The sequence below is a fragment of the Kribbella sp. NPDC005582 genome, assembly GCF_040605415.1.
GTDB lineage: Bacteria > Actinomycetota > Actinomycetes > Propionibacteriales > Kribbellaceae > Kribbella.
The window spans coordinates 1329248-1345199 of the sequence record NZ_JBEXCU010000002.1 but is presented as its reverse complement, the minus strand read 5'-3'; the positions used below and the strand labels follow the sequence as shown (position 1 = coordinate 1345199).

Annotated in this window: 18 protein-coding genes; 12 read left to right on the top strand and 6 right to left on the bottom strand. The window is 66.2% G+C overall.

Features of this window, described 5'->3' with window-relative positions; genetic code table 11:
• Positions 1-127: 127 nt before the first annotated feature.
• The 5 genes from ABZS29_RS17940 to ABZS29_RS17920 all read left to right on the top strand — a co-directional run bounded on the left by ABZS29_RS17940 (position 128) and on the right by ABZS29_RS17920 (position 4123).
• Positions 128-466 carry a hypothetical protein gene (locus tag ABZS29_RS17940; RefSeq protein WP_355463152.1) on the top strand — a complete coding sequence of 113 codons (339 nt, stop codon included), beginning with the start codon at positions 128-130 and terminating at the stop codon, positions 464-466.
• The gene (locus ABZS29_RS17935) at positions 459-1892 is read left to right on the top strand and encodes a hypothetical protein (RefSeq protein ID WP_355463151.1); all 1434 of its coding nucleotides are present in this window, start codon (positions 459-461) and stop codon (positions 1890-1892) included. Before ABZS29_RS17940 ends, ABZS29_RS17935 begins: the two co-directional genes overlap by 8 nt.
• A complete protein-coding gene (locus ABZS29_RS17930; RefSeq protein WP_355463149.1) occupies positions 1879-2364 on the top strand; it encodes a DUF296 domain-containing protein in 486 nt (161 codons plus the stop codon). The genes ABZS29_RS17935 and ABZS29_RS17930 overlap by 14 nt, the downstream gene beginning before the upstream one ends.
• A gap of 48 nt (positions 2365-2412) precedes the next feature.
• Positions 2413-3387: a hypothetical protein gene (locus tag ABZS29_RS17925; RefSeq protein ID WP_355463147.1), complete on the top strand. Its 975-nt coding sequence runs from the start codon at positions 2413-2415 to the stop codon at positions 3385-3387.
• Positions 3388-3790: 403 nt separating this feature from the next.
• Positions 3791-4123: a hypothetical protein gene (locus ABZS29_RS17920; RefSeq protein ID WP_355463146.1), complete on the top strand. Its 333-nt coding sequence runs from the start codon at positions 3791-3793 to the stop codon at positions 4121-4123.
• A 356-nt stretch (positions 4124-4479) separates the two neighbouring features.
• Here ABZS29_RS17920 and ABZS29_RS17915 read toward each other — a convergent pair whose 3' ends face one another.
• Positions 4480-5610, bottom strand: a complete 1131-nt coding sequence (locus ABZS29_RS17915; RefSeq protein ID WP_355463144.1) for an alpha/beta fold hydrolase — start codon at positions 5608-5610, stop codon at positions 4480-4482.
• On the opposite strand from ABZS29_RS17915, the gene ABZS29_RS17910 reads away from it, so the two are divergent.
• The 3 genes from ABZS29_RS17910 to ABZS29_RS17900 all read left to right on the top strand — a co-directional run bounded on the left by ABZS29_RS17910 (position 5563) and on the right by ABZS29_RS17900 (position 7436).
• Positions 5563-6153: a TetR/AcrR family transcriptional regulator gene (locus ABZS29_RS17910; protein WP_355463142.1), complete on the top strand. Its 591-nt coding sequence runs from the start codon at positions 5563-5565 to the stop codon at positions 6151-6153. The two genes, ABZS29_RS17915 and ABZS29_RS17910, sit on opposite strands and share 48 nt — an antisense overlap.
• A 229-nt stretch (positions 6154-6382) precedes the next feature.
• Entirely contained in the window at positions 6383-6580 is a 198-nt protein-coding gene (locus tag ABZS29_RS17905) for a three-helix bundle dimerization domain-containing protein (protein ID WP_355463140.1), read from the top strand.
• Complete coding sequence (locus ABZS29_RS17900) at positions 6567-7436, top strand: haloalkane dehalogenase (protein ID WP_355463138.1); 870 nt, start codon at positions 6567-6569, stop codon at positions 7434-7436. Before ABZS29_RS17905 ends, ABZS29_RS17900 begins: the two co-directional genes overlap by 14 nt.
• A gap of 1321 nt (positions 7437-8757) precedes the next feature.
• On the opposite strand, the gene ABZS29_RS17895 is transcribed toward ABZS29_RS17900, so the two are convergent.
• From ABZS29_RS17895 to ABZS29_RS17875, 5 genes are all read right to left on the bottom strand, one after another.
• Positions 8758-9852 carry a low temperature requirement protein A gene (locus ABZS29_RS17895; RefSeq protein WP_355463136.1) on the bottom strand — a complete coding sequence of 365 codons (1095 nt, stop codon included), beginning with the start codon at positions 9850-9852 and terminating at the stop codon, positions 8758-8760.
• Between the two features lie 37 nt (positions 9853-9889).
• Positions 9890-10753 (bottom strand): helix-turn-helix transcriptional regulator, encoded by an 864-nt coding sequence (locus ABZS29_RS17890; protein ID WP_355463134.1) that lies wholly within the window; start codon positions 10751-10753, stop codon positions 9890-9892.
• A gap of 89 nt (positions 10754-10842) precedes the next feature.
• Positions 10843-11541 carry a type 1 glutamine amidotransferase domain-containing protein gene (locus ABZS29_RS17885; protein ID WP_355463132.1) on the bottom strand — a complete coding sequence of 233 codons (699 nt, stop codon included), beginning with the start codon at positions 11539-11541 and terminating at the stop codon, positions 10843-10845.
• Between the two features lie 26 nt (positions 11542-11567).
• Complete coding sequence (locus tag ABZS29_RS17880; RefSeq protein ID WP_355463130.1) at positions 11568-11960, bottom strand: nuclear transport factor 2 family protein; 393 nt, start codon at positions 11958-11960, stop codon at positions 11568-11570.
• A gap of 68 nt (positions 11961-12028) precedes the next feature.
• Positions 12029-12889 (bottom strand): helix-turn-helix domain-containing protein, encoded by an 861-nt coding sequence (locus ABZS29_RS17875; RefSeq protein WP_355463128.1) that lies wholly within the window; start codon positions 12887-12889, stop codon positions 12029-12031.
• A 107-nt stretch (positions 12890-12996) separates the two neighbouring features.
• Between ABZS29_RS17875 and ABZS29_RS17870 the strand changes: the two genes are divergently transcribed.
• From ABZS29_RS17870 to ABZS29_RS17855, 4 genes are all read left to right on the top strand, one after another.
• A complete protein-coding gene (locus ABZS29_RS17870; protein WP_355463126.1) occupies positions 12997-13965 on the top strand; it encodes an amidohydrolase family protein in 969 nt (322 codons plus the stop codon).
• An 11-nt stretch (positions 13966-13976) separates the two neighbouring features.
• On the top strand, positions 13977-14414 hold the full coding sequence (locus tag ABZS29_RS17865) for a PPOX class F420-dependent oxidoreductase (protein WP_355463125.1): 438 nt from the start codon (positions 13977-13979) through the stop codon (positions 14412-14414).
• Positions 14415-14557: 143 nt separating this feature from the next.
• On the top strand, positions 14558-14899 hold the full coding sequence (locus ABZS29_RS17860; protein ID WP_355463123.1) for a carboxymuconolactone decarboxylase family protein: 342 nt from the start codon (positions 14558-14560) through the stop codon (positions 14897-14899).
• 20 nt (positions 14900-14919) lie between these two features.
• Positions 14920-15942, top strand: coding sequence for a zinc-dependent alcohol dehydrogenase family protein (locus tag ABZS29_RS17855; RefSeq protein WP_355463121.1), 1023 nt, complete (start codon positions 14920-14922; stop codon positions 15940-15942).
• Positions 15943-15952 lie beyond the last annotated feature (10 nt).

Sequence of the window (15952 nt, the reverse complement as noted above, 5' to 3'; positions counted from 1 at the left end):
AAACTCACACCCATCGAGTTTGAGACAATTCAACCCGTCGCACTCGCGGCCTGAAACACCAAACCCCGCGAGTCAACTGAACTCGGGGCAGTCCCGCATCCTGCTTGCAGGAACCTCAGGAGGGACCATGCGAGGCAGAAGGATGTACGCATTCGAGATTGCGACCCGCGGCCGAGACGGCTCGTGGTCGACGGTGGCATCCGGGTCAGGGCAGTTCAGCCGGCCGCCGAAGGCGAGCGTACGGAGCATTGCAGAGCGGTGGATCCATGAGGAGACCGGGCGGCTGAGCGGTGGCCGGCTGCTGGTGGTCGGGCGGCGGCGTGGTGTTCCTCGGGGTTTCGTTGCCGGGGTGCGGATTCGGCTCTTGGATCCGCAGGGCGACTATCCGCTCGCTTCGGCGTACATCGGTCTCGATCGCCGGGACTACCGCCGGTTGCCTGTCGCGGAGCGGCTCAGTCGTGGCTGACAGTGGCCGTAAGCCCAACGAACTGCTCCGGCGTGCACGGGGCTCGATGTCGCAGGAGGTTCTAGCCGAGAAGGTCAACGCGGCGATTTTTCGGGCGACAGGCAAGGGCGCCGGGATCAACGCGAAGATGATCTCGGCCTACGAGCGCGGGTGGTACACCTGGCCGGGCGACGACGTACGTAGTGCGCTGTGCGAGATCTTCAAGGTGCGAACGCCTGCGGAGCTCGGGTTCTACATCAGCAGGCCCAAGCGCCGGCCGCCCGCGTCCGTTGAGCTGACAGCACTTGCTGGGAAACCCCTCACTCCGGATGCTCCAGTGAGCCTGGTGGTGCCGTCGGGCCGGTCGTACTTCGGGACTGAGCTCTCGGCGTACTACCAGGAAGCCGAGCGACATAGTTCCAACCTTCTGTTGATCACGCCGGACGAGCAGACGTTGGAGCAACTTCGCCGACCGGACCGGCGTTCCCTGGTCGTTGTGGCAGATCAGGAGCAGCTGAAGTATGTTGCCGACGCTCGGCGGGTCGTCGAGCGGGCCAGCAGCGGGCAGATGTCGCAAGCGGTTCCGGCGGCGAATGTCGTTGATGATCTGACGGTCGGAATCATCTGGGCGACCGCCAACGCCGACTCGGCCCTGCTCGCAGATGACGCTCAGCTTGAGCGAAGCCAGCTGTACGTCACGCATCAGCAGAACCGCGACGCTTCGCGAGGAGACGTCGACGAGGTGCCGTCACTGAACCGGGTGGCGGCGCACTGGCTGGGGTCGCAGTTCTGCTCGCGTTACATACTGCGGCACCTCGACGGACTGGGCGACGATCCCTTGTTCTGGACCCGTGAGCAGCGTGGAGAGGAGGCCGCGGCTTGGTTGCTGTGGGCCCACAAGTTCGAGTACCTCCGGGGCGTGTGGCGCAAGTTCCCGCGCGCACGGCGAGGGTTCTGCATCCCGGAGAGTGAGGTCGAGGCCTCACCCAGTTTCGAGCGGGTGATGTTTTTGTTGTCGATGGCGCTCATGGAGGCTTTCGGCATCCGGGTGGAGATCAGCGTCGAATCCGACCACGGTGAGGTCGAGGGGTTCGTCTTGGCCGATCGGGCGATCGTGGCGAACTGGCTGGGCAGTCCCGGGCTGTGGTGTGTCGAGGCCAGCGCGTCTGCGTCTCGGCTGGCGACCTACCGTCAGATCAGTGAGCAGGTCGGTGCAGAGTCGTTGCTGACACAGGAGACTCCGCTTGGACGACTGGCGGCAGCCGCGGACTACCTGCGGGTGCCGTGGGTATGGTTCCGGCGGAGATGTGGCGAGCTGGCGGCGGTCGGTGTCGACAACATCTGCCACCCACGAAGCCGTCTGGTGTCGACCCGCGGGCTGAACACCGCGCTTGGCTACGTTGCCCACATGGACGTTCTTGAAGGAGATGACTTTGCGCGCAGTTGAACTCACCATGGGCCGGACCTTCGCAGTTCACTTCGACCACGGCGACGACTTCTACGCAGCCTTGGCCGAGTTCTGCGCGGAGCACGACGTACGGCAGGGGTTCATCCCGATGTTCATCGCCGGCATGCGCGAAGTGCAGATCGTTGGCACCTGCGAGAAGCTGGAGAACCCGGACGCACCCGTGTGGAGCTCGGTGCATCTCGAAAACGTGGAGGCCGTCGGTGCGGGCACTCTCGCGTACGACGCGGCGACCGGCAGCGTGCTCCCGCACATCCATGTGTCGGTCGGGCTGAAGGCGCAGTCGGCAGTGGCGCACACCAGTCATCTGCTGGGCGCCAAGATTCAGTTCCTCACCGAGATGTACGTCGTCGAGGTGAGTGGACCTGCGTTCTCGCGTCAGCGCGATCCGGGTCTGTACAACGTCCCGCTGCTGTCGTTCGGGTCCGCCCGGACGGATCGACCTGCGCCCTAGTTTCCTGGCAAGTCCTTGATTCGCAGAACGAGGTTCTGAATCGTCCGGGTGGTCACGACTGTCGAAGTCGTGGATCACCTGGAGGCTTGGAAGAAGGCGGCGAAATCTCAGTCAGATAAGGAGATTGCGACGCGAGACGCGGTCTCGCGTGAGCGGCTGATCGAGGTGAACGCTGCCGCCGCCAGGTTCCATCGGCGAGAGTTGATGCGTGACAAGAAGAGTTGGGTTCGGGACTACCTGATGCGCGGTGGGGTGCCCGAGTTGCTCGCGCCGGATTCGCACTGGGCATTGGGATACGCCCCGGATGCCCGTTCGCGTCTCGTGGACCACCTGAGATCTCAAGGCTTCAGCCTGGCTACGGTCCGCGATGCCGGACTCGGAATCCTTGACGCTGACGGCCGGACCGTCGACCGCTTCAGAGATCAATTGATGCTGCCGGCAAGGAACGATCGCCTGCAGGTCACCGGATTCATCGGCCTTCGGACCGGCCAGCGAGCCCCGTACTACGCGTCGTCGCCGACGACCGCGGTCCATCGGCGATCGGCCAGCCTGATCGGCGTCGCCGAGCAGCTCGACCTGCTGGACGGCGAAGCTCAGCCAATACTGGTCAACAACCCGCTGGATGCCTTCGCGATCGAACGGCTCAGCCGCCTGGGCGGGGGCCGGTGGATCGGAATTCCCTTGTGCGACACACTGTTGTCAGCCGAACAGACAAGGATCCTAGGTTCCTACACGGCAGCCGACACGGTGATCGTGCTGGTCACAGGGAAAAGGACGGCGCAGCAAGTCCTGACAGACTGCTACCGCGATCTCACCGGATCCTTCCGAAGGGTGCAGGCTGTCGAGCTTCCCCGCGGGCAGACGCCGGCAAGGATCGCGCTGGCCCCGGGCGGCCTCCAGCGCCTCCATGACGCACTCCGGCTCACTCGCCCGCTCGTCGACTACCGATCGTCCCGCGGGACAGCTGGTTCGCTGCAGTCCGCGACCGACGTCGATGAGGCCCCGGGGCCAGAGTTGCCCTGACGCGTTCCGACCCGAGGACTTCGCAGGATGGGCAAGGTCGCGACAGACCTGGCGACATGCAATCGGTCGGTAGCCGGATCGCCACAGAGCCGGGGCCGGCGTGAACCGATTCTCATGGCAACACTGGCAGGCTGGCCAGACTGTCGCCCGATCTTCTCGGCCGCTCGGATTGGAGCTTGCCGGGCAACGTGACCTGCCCGGGGGTTCACAGGTCGAGTCGAAGTGGGACGGCTTTCGTCACTGAACATGTCAAGCTGCAGGGATTGATGGCTCCGGCCTTGACGGCCCCACCGACGTTCCTTCGGGCTCGCGCGAACGCTCGATTCCATGAGGCTGGAAAGGTTTGATCCGTTCGGCGGAGCTGATGGACTTCGCCCGTTGTCACCAACCATCGAGGAGTCCCGTGTACAAGTCGAAAACCTCCCGGACACTTGGGCGCGCTGCCGTTGCCGCAGCTGCCCTGGCCTCCGTCGCGCTTCTGCCCGCGGGAGTCGCCAACGCGACCCCGCTCACTGCTGAAGCCGCGCCGGCCACGGCCGAGTTCGTGACCTGCACCATCCACGGGCAGCCGGGCCAGCCCATCGCGTTCTACAACGTTCAGTGGAAAACCCTCATTGGCTACGTATATGACGGTCAGAAACTCAATATGACCGGCCGCGACAGCGAGATGGCGTACGGAGTTCTCTGGGGCCGCACCGACGTCACCATGGTCGCCACCCGCTACGTTTACTGCTGAGCCCGCAGCCAGGCGCGACCGGCGACGGGATCGGCAAGTTCTCGTGCCGCCGCTGGTGCACCGACTCTTGCAGTGAGATGCAGTGCACCGTGGCGGGGCTGAAAGCCTGACTGGATCGGCCGGTCAATAGGCTGCGGCTCCAGTCGACTGTGATAGTGCAGCAACGGATCCGCAGTGCTGGAGCTGTGGGTGCCAGCTACTTGCGCCGTTAACCTCGGGCACCTGACCGTACGGATGCCGGTCGCGAATCCGCGGCCAGCTTGGCGATCGGCGTGAGGTGTACGACGCCGGCGAACCATTCCTGTGGTCCGTGGCTGTGCTGGCCGTTCCTGATGAGCGCCAGGACGGGATTGGACCTACCGATGGTTGGCCCAGAAGTTCTCGAGTTCCACGTTCAGTGCGGCACCGGCCTGCATCGGCAGCGAGTGTGTGGTGTTCGGCCAGACTTTGACCTGCACGTTGGGGATCAGTTGGGCCTTCTTGGCCGCGTCGCCGCCGGCCAGCGAGTGGTGAGGTGCCAATGCGACGTACACAGGCATCCGCAGGCCCCGCAGTTGGTCGTCGGTCAGCGGGTGCGGATTTGGCAGGCTGCTGGAATCGAAGTGCTCGCTGCCGGCGGCGATCATCCGGGCTATCGGATCGTTCGGGTCGACCGCATCGTCCTGGATGCCGCCGATCTTGTTGAGCGCGTGGGCCCGCCACGACTTCGGCAGGCCGGGAACAGACGCCACCGCCGTCCACCCGAGGGCCCAGACAGGGACCATCCCCAGCGTCAGGATCGGTTCCAGCAACGTGAGGCTGGCAATGCGGCCGGGGTAGCGTACGGCCACCGCGGCGGCGAGGCCGCCGCCTTGCGAGTGGCCGACCAGGTGCACTTGATGCAGGTCCAGACCGGCCAGCACCTCCTCGACCCACTGCGCGCTGTCGCCGATTTCCCGCATGGGAATGGTCTGCGTCGACATGCCGCTGTCGCCGATGGCGTCGAAGGCGTAAACGGTGCGGTGACCGGCAAAGTCCGGCAGGTTGGTCCCCCACATCGGCACCCCGCTGGAGCGACCTGGCAGCAGCACCACCGGCACATCGTCGACCGGACGGCTGTTGATCCAGGCGTACGCGCGCACTGTGCCGAAGCTGGTCGTGAGGTCGCGGACCTGGGTCGGTTTCGGCAGCGTCGCCATCGCCGCCTGATAGGCAGTGACGTAGGCATTGTGTCCGGCCAACGTGCGGAAATGTCCGACGCCAGGTCCGCTCACCGCGAGCAGCGTGACCAGACCGCCAGTGGAGAAGGTCGCAACGCAGGCCAGTAGCACCACCGGCCAACGTCGCCGGTTCTTCTTTTTGGTCTCAGCAGTCATCTCCGGCCTTCTCCCGCGATCGCGTTTGCAATATAACCGTATTGTAACAGGTTGCAGTATGGCCGTACCGGATAAGATCGGGAGATGCCGAAGATCGTCGACCACGAGCAGCGCCGCCGCGAGATCGTCCACGCGCTCTGGCAGGTGATCGCCATGCACGGCCTCGAAGGGGTCAGCCTGCGCGAGGTGGCGCAGGCCGCCGAGGTCTCGATCGGCAGGATCCAGCACTACTTCGACAGCCGCGAGGCACTCGTGCTGGCCGGTCTTGAGCGGCTCATCGCGCAGGCGGGCGCCGCGTACGACGCGACCGCCGGCGCCGCTCCCCGCGACCGGCTGCTGCATGTCTTGGTCCAACAGGTGCCGCGCAGTGAGCTGGGACGGATCGGCGTCACGGTCTGGTACGCGTATCTGGCCACCGCGGTCACCGACCACCGCATCCGCCAGGTCCTCGCCGAAGCGCTCCGTCGCGGCGAGGCGGAATGCGCCGCTCATGTGGCGGCGCTGCGCGGCGTCGATGACGCGCGAGCCGGTGCCGCGGCGCGGCGATTGCTGGCACTGTCCGACGGACTCACGTTGCGCGTACTGGTCGAGGAGCTCGACCCCGACGACGCGATCGACATCCTGCGAGCCGAGGTGGACGGCGAAAGTCGCACACGGCGAGGAGTTTCGAGGTAGCCACCAGTCCGCCTCTGCGACAAACGGATCAACGACGCAACTGGCGCGCGCCCTAGTTGCCCTGGCCGGCTCCCCGCTCCCGAAGCAGCGATGGCAGCAGTGAAGTCGTCGGCTGTCCACCAAGTTCCGCGAGATCGCTCAGCAGCTGCAATACCCGCCCTTGCACGATCGGATGGTTCTCACACCGGAGGTGATTGCGCGAGTCGCTTACCTGCGCAACGCTTGAGCCATGAACCGCTCCGAGAAAGCTCGAGCAATCACCGAGGCCACTGAGAGACTCATGAAGCTGTTCCCTGGCCTGCCGCCGTCCATCGTCGAAGATGCCGTCTCTGACAGCGTCCCCGAGTTCGAAGGCAACCCGATCCGCGATTTCGTCCCGCTGTTCGTCGAACGCACCGCTAAGCAGAAACTGCGTGCGCTGGTCTGACATGCGGTTCGCCGAGGTCAACGGTCTGCGGATGGCCTACCGCGAGATCGGCACCGGTCGGCCGATCGTGTTCCTGCACGGCAACCCGACCTCGTCGTACCTGTGGCGAGCCTTTCTCGATCCGGTTTCACGCTACGGCCGTTGTGTCGCTCCTGACCTGATCGGAATGGGTGCTTCCGGCAAGGCCCCGGATCCTGGTCCTACCAGCTATCGGTTCGCCGATCATGCGGATCAGCTTGAGACGTTTCTCGAGCTGATCGGGATCCACGACGATCTGGTCATCGTGGGCCATGACTGGGGCGGCGTACTGGGGTTCGACTGGGCGCGCCGCCACCCGTCCGCGATCCGGGGAATCGCGTATTTGGAAACACTGATCGCTCCCGTTTCGTGGACCGGCGACAACGCGCCCGATCCCGCGCTGTTCAAAGCGCTGCGCAGTTCTGCCGGTGAGCAGCTGGTACTGGCCGATAACGTATTCGTCGAGAAAGTCCTCCCCGCCGGCACCATCCGGCAACTCCTCGACGAGGAGATGGACGCCTACCGCGCGCCCTACGTCCAACCAGGCGAATCCCGCCGCCCCACCTTGACCTGGCCCCGCGAAATCCCCATCGACGGCGAACCCGCCGACGTCCACGACACTGTCACCCGCAATGCCGAATGGATGGCCTCAAACCTCATCCCGAAGCTGTTCATCAACGGCGACCCCGGCGCTCTGCTCACCGGCCCGCTACGCCGCAAATGCCGAACCTGGCCCAACCAGCAAGAAGTCACCGTCCCCGGTCTCCACTTCCTCCCCGAAGACTCGCCCGACGAGATCACCACAGCCCTCACCGCCTGGCTGGCCAACCTGCCATGACCCTGCGGCTCCCGACGTGCCTGGTGCGCACCAGCAAGTTTGCCAACCATGCCGCCAGGTTCGGTTTCCGTAGCGCCTTGATCTGGGCACCAGTCTGGCCGCCAGCACTCTTGGCTGCCCCGGTCTGCGCGCAGCAGTGAGCTCGTCGGGCGTCAGCCCGTACGGCTCCACCGTCACCGCAGAGAGGTTCACGTCTTCACGGCGACCCGTCGTCCCGGGCACAATCCAGGCGGGCGAAGGCAGTCCCTGTCAGCTGGCCGACTGGCAGCCAGACCGCCCGACCGTCGAACTTGACTTGTTCACGAAGATGGAGGCCGGCTTCGCCGAGCTCGTGTACGGGTGGTTCCGGCGGGGCACCTGCAAGTGCAGGTGGCTACCAAACCCATGGGTAGAAGGGTCCACCAGGTCGCGCGCGTTGCGCGTATCAACGCGCGCGAGCGCTTCCACCGTCCCCGGGGAGCGCGCACTCGTCAGCTATCTGACGCGCCTGCTGCTTCACCACGGCGCTACTACGCCGCTGGACCGCAACCGCGCCGAGTGGCTCGCGCTCTTTCGGTGGTAGTGGCCACATCCCAAGCACGGAGCGACGTCCCGGGTCTTCCTCGGCTTCATTGTCGAGCAGCTCGCCGATCTGTTGGACGGCCCCGGCTTCACCGACATCGGTCAGCGTTGGCTGGTTGAGGCCGCGAAACGCTGGCTGCACTGGCGGCTTACTGTCGAGGAGAAGTCGGTCAACACTGTCTTGTCCGACCTGCTCGCGCTGCGCCGCCTATCGGCCTTCCTGACCTCGACCGGTCAGGCCCAATACTCGATCCGGCAGCTCACTCGCCCCGTCCTCGAGCAGCACATCGCGGCCCTTCACGAAAGCGGTGACCTGGCGGCCGGTGCCAAGCCAGCAGCGCGCCTCCGCCGCTTCCCTCGTTCGCCGGCTCGAAGCCGCGCACCGACGCAACCAACAACTCAGCCGCGAGGTCGCCGAGTTGCGCGACCAGTTGGTTGCTGCTCACCGCGAGCTCAGGGAAGCCCGACGCCGACCTGTCGAATCACCGGTACTAAGCCTGCCTGGACGCCGACGGCGCGACGTCTCAGAGAGAGCACGACGGACTGGAGACACATGCGCAACCGCACAGAGCAGGCGATTCCGCGACCTGCTCCACTCTTGAGGCCCTCACCTGCGAGGCTGGAGCGATGATTGGTTGGCGCTGAAAGAGCAACTTCTCGCACCACTGGCTGGAGGTCGATCTGGGCAGTTCGGGAATGCGGAGCCGCAGCTCGGTGTACCGTTCCGGTGACGTCGCCGATGATGCTGGTCGGCTCGCTCCTATGAGGTCCGGTGCAGGGTTCGTGGGACGACTTGGTGCTCGACGATGTTGACGGCGATCAGGAGCACCGCCAGCATCGCGACGGAGGCGATGGCTGGGATCCTCGGTGCGACCGCGATGAGTGCGAGGCACACTGCGGCGGCAACCAGTCTGGGCGTGGCCAGGGTGTGGAACATGTGCCAGCGAGTGAAGGCGAACACGCCGAGGTAGATGCAGGCGCCGGCGAAGAGCAGGGCCGCTTCGTCGAGGTGCAACGGCTCAGCTGGATCCCGTACGGCGGTACCGATGGCTGCCGCGATGCCGACGATCCCGGCGATGAGCATCAGATGTCCGTAGGAGAGCACGGGACGGATGATCTCGATCCGTACTGTGGACGATTCGATCGCTTCGTGGATGGCTGGGGCAGAGAAGGCGAAGTACACCCACCACAGGCCGCAGCAGACGGCGAAGGCGGCGGCGAGCGCGGCCAGCCTGAGGGCATCGAGCTGGTGTTCCGCGGCTGCGGATCCGGTCGCGATGACCGTTTCGCCCAGGGCGATGATCACGAACAGCCCGAACCGCTCGGCGACGTGTGCCGCGTCGAAGGGTGCGGAGCTCAGCCGCTTGCGGGCAAGGAACGGAACGCTGAGGTCGATCAGGGCGGCGCCGGCCCAGACCGCCGTACGGGCCCCAGGCGGTAGGAGGGCGCCAACCACGAAGAGCGGCCCGGTGACGAAGGCACCCACGGTGAACGTCGTGAAGGCGGTGCGATGGGGCAGGCCTTTGATCGCGAGCAATAGGCCTAGTCTGGCGGCCCAGTAGGTTCCACCGAACCAGACGGCGGCGTGCTCGAACGTCTCAGGCAAGGTCAGCCCGAGTATCAGGCCGCAGAAAGCGACCGCGAACATGCCCAGCCGTCCCCGGACTGTGTCGATCTCGTGCAGGTTCGCGTGCATCGTGCCGCCGACCCACACCCAGAAGACCGGGATGAAGACGATCAGGGCACGGCCGACACCCAGCCACGAGTGATCGTGGTGGACGAGTTCTGCCGCCGAGGTGACGGCGAAGACGAAGACGAGATCGAAGAACAGCTCGAGCCAGGTCACCCGCTTCACCGAGCCTGCCTCCCTGGCTGTGATCGGCCGTGTGATGTCACGTCTGGTTGACCGAGCGGGTGGGCTCGGCGGCCCATGAGGCCAGCAAGCGCAGGTTCTCGTGGGACGGCGTGCCCGGCTCGGCGGTCCAGACGATGATCTGCAGATCGGGATCGGCCGCCCAGGTGACGGCGTTCCAGTCGAGGTGCAGATCTCCGACGACGGGGTGGCGGAGGTGTTTGGTGCCGGTGTCGCGGGTGGCCACGTCGTACTCGGCCCACCACTGCCGGAACTGGGCATCCTGGACTGAGAGCTCGCCGACGATCTCGGCCAGTTTCGCGTCGCCCGGGTTGTTCGCGTTGTGCATTCGCAGCTGGGCGATCGCGAGTCGGGTGACTCCCTCCCAGTCCGCGTAGAGCTCGCGCATCGAGGGGTCGGCGAAGAGCAGCCGGATGTAGTACCGCTGCTTGTCGGGGATCTTCCCGAAGTCGGTGATCATGGCGGCGCCCAGGGCGTTCCAGGCGACGATCTCGGTGCGAGGGCCGATGACGAACGCGGGCGTCAGCACCATCCCGTCGAGCATTCGCTGCAGCTGTGGCTGGACCTTGGGCCGCGGGGTACGACGGACCGGGCGATAGTCGTCCTTCGCCGCGAGCTCGTACATGTAGGCGCGCTGGTCGTCGTCCAGACGCAGTACCCGGGCAAGCGACTCCAGTACCGGCGGCGACGCCTGGATCCGGCCTTGTTCGAGGCGGGAGTAGTAGTCGGTGCTGATGGCGGCCAGTACGGCGACCTCCTCGCGACGCAGACCCGCGACCCGCCGTGGGCCCGCAACGGGCAGACCGACGGCGGCCGGATCGAGTTCCGCGCGGCGCGCCTTGAGGAATGCCCCGAGGTCACTGCGGTGGAGATCGCGGTTCATGTCATCAGCGTCGCACCGGCGTCTGGATTGTCACAGGGACAGTTTTATCCCTGGTTTGTCCGTACCTGTGGTAGCGCGGCGGCGTGGCGTCAGCTGAGGGCCTTGAGAAGTTCCTGGGCCAGCGGGACGGCCGAGCCGGGATTCTGGCCGGTGTAGAGGGTCCGATCCACCTCGACGTGCAAGGTGAACGGCTCAGTCTCCCGGTACTCCGCGCCGAGGTCGGCGACCAGGCGGTCCTGCAGCAGCCACTTGGCCCGCTCGGCGAGCCCGTTCAATTTCTCCTCGGCGTTGGACAACCCGGTCAGGCGGTAACCGTGGAACGGGGACTTGCCGTCAGCGTCGACAGTGGCAAGCAGGGCGGCCGGTCCGTGGCACATTAGAGCCAGAGGCTTGCCGGAGGCGAGCCACTCGGTCAGCAGCTTGCCCGATTCGGCGTTGCCGGGCAGGTCTTCCATCGGTCCCCAGCCACCTGGGTAGAAGACGGCCTCGTAGTCGTCGATCCGAACGTCTTCGATCCGCAGCGGTTCGGCCAGTTCGGTCGCGTCACGCAGCGCGGCTTTCATCTTCTCCGCTCCCTCAGGGCCGCCGTTGAAGTCGGGGGTGAGGCTGAGCGCGTCGGCAGTGGGCGGGACACCGCCCGGCGTGGCCACCGCGATCTCGTACCCGGCCGCCTTGAAAGCGGCGTACGGGCCGAGGGCTTCCTCCGCCCAGAACCCGGCCGGCTGACGGTGTCCGTCCGCCAGGGTCCAATGAGTGGCGGCGGTGATGACGAAGAGGATCTTTGCCATGGAGTACTCCTTCGAAGAGTGGGGTGTCAGCTGTTCAGGACTTCGCGTACCACGTGGCTGTCGGCGGCCTGGCGCAGATGGGTGAGCTTGCGGTCGCGGATCGTCCACAGGTGGATGAAGCGTGCGTCGGCCTCGGTGCCGGTCTTGCTGACGGCGTGGTAGTGGCCGAGAACGAAGACGTGGTCGTCGCCGGCAGCGAAGAACTGGTCCCCGTTGCCGGCGAAAGACGCGAAGTCGGGCAGAAGCCTGCCGAAGAAGTCCCGGCCGACGCTCTCCCAGCCGTGGTAGATCCCGCCGTAGGGGAAACCGGGGGTGATGTCCCAGACCAGGTCGGGGGCGAGGATCTCGGCGGTGACCTCAGGGGCCATACCGGAGTCGTACAGGCGGCGGACAAGGGCGGTGTTCGGTGATTCGGACATGAGTGTGCTCCTTGGGGTGATTGCTCTGCCACGGTCGCAGCGGCTGCCCGGAGCGGCCAGGGGCAGATTCATCCCCGGATAGGTCGTTCCTCCGCGGCCCAGGACGCCAGGACGCGGAGTGAGTCGTCGGAAGGGCTGCCGGGTTCGGCGGTCCACACGATGAGGTGCTGCTCAGGGTCGGCCGCGCTGGTGAGGGTGTCCCAGTCGAGACGGAGGGCCCCGACCACCGGGTGGTTCAGGTCCCTGGCGCCTACCCCACGTCCGGCGACGGCGTCGGCGCTCCACCAGGTTCGGAAGTCCTCGTCGCGCGTCGACAGTTCGCCGACCAGCGTGCTCATCCGCGGATCGCCCGGAGCGCGTGCCGCCTCGGCTCGCAGCTGTGCCACAGCCCTCCGGGCGACGTTCTCCCAGTCCGGGTAGAGCATACGCATCGCGGGATCGGTGAACAGCAGCCTGGCGTAGCTCCGATGCCGGGAGGGAATCTGCCCAAAGTCGGTCACCAGGGCGGCAGCCAATGGATTCCATCCAAGGATGTCGGTACGGCGGCCGAGCACGACGGCGGGACTCGCCATCAGGTCATCCACAAGGCGCTGCAACTGGGGTTGAACCTTCTGGCGGGGTCGCCGGTACCGGCGATCGAACACCTGGGGGCCGGCGAGTTCGAACAGTTGGCCGCACTGGTCCTCGCTCAGCCGCAGCACTTGAGCGACCGTACGTAGTACCGGTCCTGAGACCGTCGCCCGGCCCTGTTCGAGGCGGGTGTAGTGCGTTGTGCTGATGGCCGCGAGGAGGGCGACCTCCTCCCGGCGCAATCCGGGAACCCGGCGACGCCGCCGGCTCTCAGGCAGCCCGACATCGCCGGGGGCGAGCTCGGCGCGGCGAGCTTTGAGAAATCCCCCCAACGCGCGGAGATTCGAACTCCTGGGCATGGGCTCCACGATGGCATTCACGGCCGGCACCGTGAGAGGGAGAGTTCCCTCCCTGTTCCAGTTGTGCCAGGCGGACAAGGATGGAATGCCGGAAGGAGCCGACATCCATGTCACCAACCGAGTCCCGGTTCATCGACGTCCACGCTCACTTCATCACGCCGTCGTACGTTGACCAGGCGAGCTCGGCGGGTCATGCGCATCCTGACGGAATGGGCCAGTGGCCCGAGTGGTCGCCTGAGGCGCACCTGGAGCTGATGGACCGCCATGGCATCCAGACGGCCATGCTGTCGCTGTCATCGCCGGGTGTGCACTTCGGAGACGATGCCGCCGCACGCCGGCTCGCCCAGCAGGTCAACGAAGACGCCGCCGGTTTCGCCGCTGACCACCCGGACCGCTTCGGGTTCTTCGCGTCCGTCCCGTTGCCCGACCTGGATGGCACCCTCGAAGCGATTGCCCATGGCATCGATGATCTCGGCGCGGACGGCGTCGTCCTGATGACCAATGCCCAGGGCAAGTATCTGGGCGACGAGAGCCTGGAGCCGGTCTTCGCGGAACTGGACCGCCGCCGGGCCGTCGTCTTTCTGCACCCGACCTCGCCGGTGTGCTGGGAACGGTCGGCACTCGGTCGGCCGCGCCCGATGGTCGAGTACATCTTCGACACCGCGCGGACCGTGACGGATCTGCTCATGTCGGGGGTGCTCGAACGACACCCGAACCTGACGGTCATCGTTCCGCACTGCGGCGGAGCCTTGCCAGTGCTCGCCGACCGCGTCAACGAGTTCAGGACGCAATTCATCGGCTCGCCGCGACCGGACGCGCCCGACGCGCTGGAGCAACTACGCCGCCTGTACTACGACATCGCCGGCCCAGCCTTCCCGCGCCAGGTGCCGGCGCTCCTCGAACTGGTGCCGCCGGAGCAACTCCTGTTCGGCAGCGACTACTGCTGGACTCCTGCTCAGGTCGCCGGCGCACATCTCGCGGCCGTCGACGCTACCCAGTCACCGGCAGAAGGGTTCACCTGGCGCTCCCTGACAACAGCCAACGCCCAGCGCCTGTTCCCTCGCCTCGCACATTGAAAGGATCCCTCATGTCATTCACTGAGATCGAGCTCGAATATCTGGCCGGACAGCGCCTGGGGAGGCTTGCCACGGTGCAGCCGGACGGCACGCTTCAGGTCAGCCCGGTGGGTTTTCGGTACAACCAGGAGACTGGCACGATCGACATCGCCGGCCGGGCGATGGCTGTGAGCAGGAAGTTCCGCAACATTGCAGCGAACAGCCAGGTGGCGTTCGTGATCGACGACGTCGCGTCGGTGCAGCCGTGGCGGCCGCGGTGTGTGGAGATCCGCGGTGCGGGCGAGGCGATCGTCGAGCCCGGCGACTCCGCTTGGGCGGCCGATCTGGCCCAGACCGGATTTGACGGGGCGATCATCCGCATCCATCCGAAGCGGATCATCAGTTTTGGTCTCGACGGGACCGACGCGGAGGTCTACGAGTACAAGGTCAGCAACCGCAAGGTTTCCTGAGGCAACTGATCGAGGCGATCCGGGACCTCAGGTGACAGGGGGAGAGTTCTCTCCCTGTCCCGTTCCGGCCGGACGACGAAGGATGGGAACGACGAACGTACCGGCGTACGGTCGCAGTGCCGCGCCGGGGAAGGAGAAGCACGATGTCCGACAACACCGCCGACCAGGAACCGTCCGGCGCGCAGAAGATGTTCGGCGAGTTCGCGCCCGGGCTCGTCCACTTCACCGACGATGTGCTGTTCGGTGAAGTATGGAAGCGCCCCGAGCTAGGCGCCAAGGAGCGCAGCCTGATCACCGTCGCCGCGCTGACCGCGGGCGGCAACACCGAGCAGCTCGTCTTCCACCTCGAGTACGCCAAGCAGAACGGCGCTACCGAAAGCGAACTCATCGAGGCGATCACCCATCTGGCCTTCTACTGCGGCTGGCCCAAGGCGATGTCGGCAATGAGCGTCGCCAAGCAGGTCTTTGCCGGTGGCAACCAGTAGCCAAGGATAAGGGGAACGCTATGCGAGGGACACTGATCTACGGTCCCGGTGACGTCCGCAGCGAGACGCGCGATGATCCTACGATCATCGACCCGACCGACGCGATCATCCGGGTCTCGGCGTCCTGTGTCTGCGGGTCGGACCTGTGGGACTACCGCGGCATCAACAAGGTCACCGAGCCGACGCCGATGGGCCATGAGTACGTCGGCATCGTCGAGGAGATCGGGCAGGACGTGCAGCACGTCAAACCCGGCCAGTTCGTCGTGGGCTCCTTCTTTGCCTCTGACAACACCTGCGAGATCTGCCGGGCGGGCTTCCAGACCTCCTGCGTCAACCGCCAGTACGCCGGCGCCGGCGGTGCCCAGGCCGAGTACCTGCGGGTCCCCCTGGCCGACGGCACCCTGGTCGCGACCCCGGAGGTGCCCTCCGACGACCTGCTGCCCAGCCTGCTCGCTGCCTCTGACGTGCTGGGAACAGGCTGGTTCGGCGCGGTCGCCGCCGGCGCCGGACCTGGCAAGACGGTCGCTGTTGTCGGCGACGGGGCGGTCGGCCTGCTCGGCATACTGGCTGCGAAAGAGCTCGGGGCCGAGCGCATCATCGTCTTCAGCCGGCACGCCGACCGGCAGGCCCTGGCCAAGGAGTTCGGCGCCACCGACCTCGTCGTCGAGCGCGGCGACGAGGGCGCGGCCAAGGTCAAGGAGCTCACCGACGGACTCGGCGCGCACTCGGTCATCGAGGCCGTCGGCACCCAGGAATCCATGCTGCAGGCGATCCGCTCCACCCGCCCCGGGGGCAACGTCGGGTACGTCGGCGTCGCCCACGACGTGAGCCTGCCGGGCGAGGAGCTGTTCTTCTCCCACGTGCAACTGCTCGGTGGACCAGCGCCGGTACGCCGGTTCCTGCCCGACCTGATCGACCGCATCTGGACCGGACGCATCAACCCTGGAAAGGTCTTCGACCTCGAGCTGCCGCTGTCAGATGTCGCCGAGGGCTACCGAGCAATGGACGAGCGCCGCGCCGTCAAGGCGCTGCTGCGTCCCTGAGCCGAGGAGA

What these genes read in the sequence shown, in the direction of transcription:
- ABZS29_RS17940 (WP_355463152.1), top strand. Translation starts at nt 128, where the DNA reads ATGCGAGGCAGAAGGATGTACGCATTCGAGATTGCGACCCGCGGCCGA.
- ABZS29_RS17880 (WP_355463130.1), bottom strand. Translation starts at nt 11,960, where the DNA reads ATGTCCGAATCACCGAACACCGCCCTTGTCCGCCGCCTGTACGACTCC.
- ABZS29_RS17905 (WP_355463140.1), top strand. Translation starts at nt 6,383, where the DNA reads ATGAACCGCTCCGAGAAAGCTCGAGCAATCACCGAGGCCACTGAGAGA.
- ABZS29_RS17860 (WP_355463123.1), top strand. Translation starts at nt 14,558, where the DNA reads ATGTCCGACAACACCGCCGACCAGGAACCGTCCGGCGCGCAGAAGATG.
- ABZS29_RS17885 (WP_355463132.1), bottom strand. Translation starts at nt 11,541, where the DNA reads ATGGCAAAGATCCTCTTCGTCATCACCGCCGCCACTCATTGGACCCTG.
- ABZS29_RS17865 (WP_355463125.1), top strand. Translation starts at nt 13,977, where the DNA reads ATGTCATTCACTGAGATCGAGCTCGAATATCTGGCCGGACAGCGCCTG.
- ABZS29_RS17870 (WP_355463126.1), top strand. Translation starts at nt 12,997, where the DNA reads ATGTCACCAACCGAGTCCCGGTTCATCGACGTCCACGCTCACTTCATC.
- ABZS29_RS17855 (WP_355463121.1), top strand. Translation starts at nt 14,920, where the DNA reads ATGCGAGGGACACTGATCTACGGTCCCGGTGACGTCCGCAGCGAGACG.
- ABZS29_RS17875 (WP_355463128.1), bottom strand. Translation starts at nt 12,889, where the DNA reads ATGCCCAGGAGTTCGAATCTCCGCGCGTTGGGGGGATTTCTCAAAGCT.
- ABZS29_RS17890 (WP_355463134.1), bottom strand. Translation starts at nt 10,753, where the DNA reads ATGAACCGCGATCTCCACCGCAGTGACCTCGGGGCATTCCTCAAGGCG.
- ABZS29_RS17910 (WP_355463142.1), top strand. Translation starts at nt 5,563, where the DNA reads ATGCCGAAGATCGTCGACCACGAGCAGCGCCGCCGCGAGATCGTCCAC.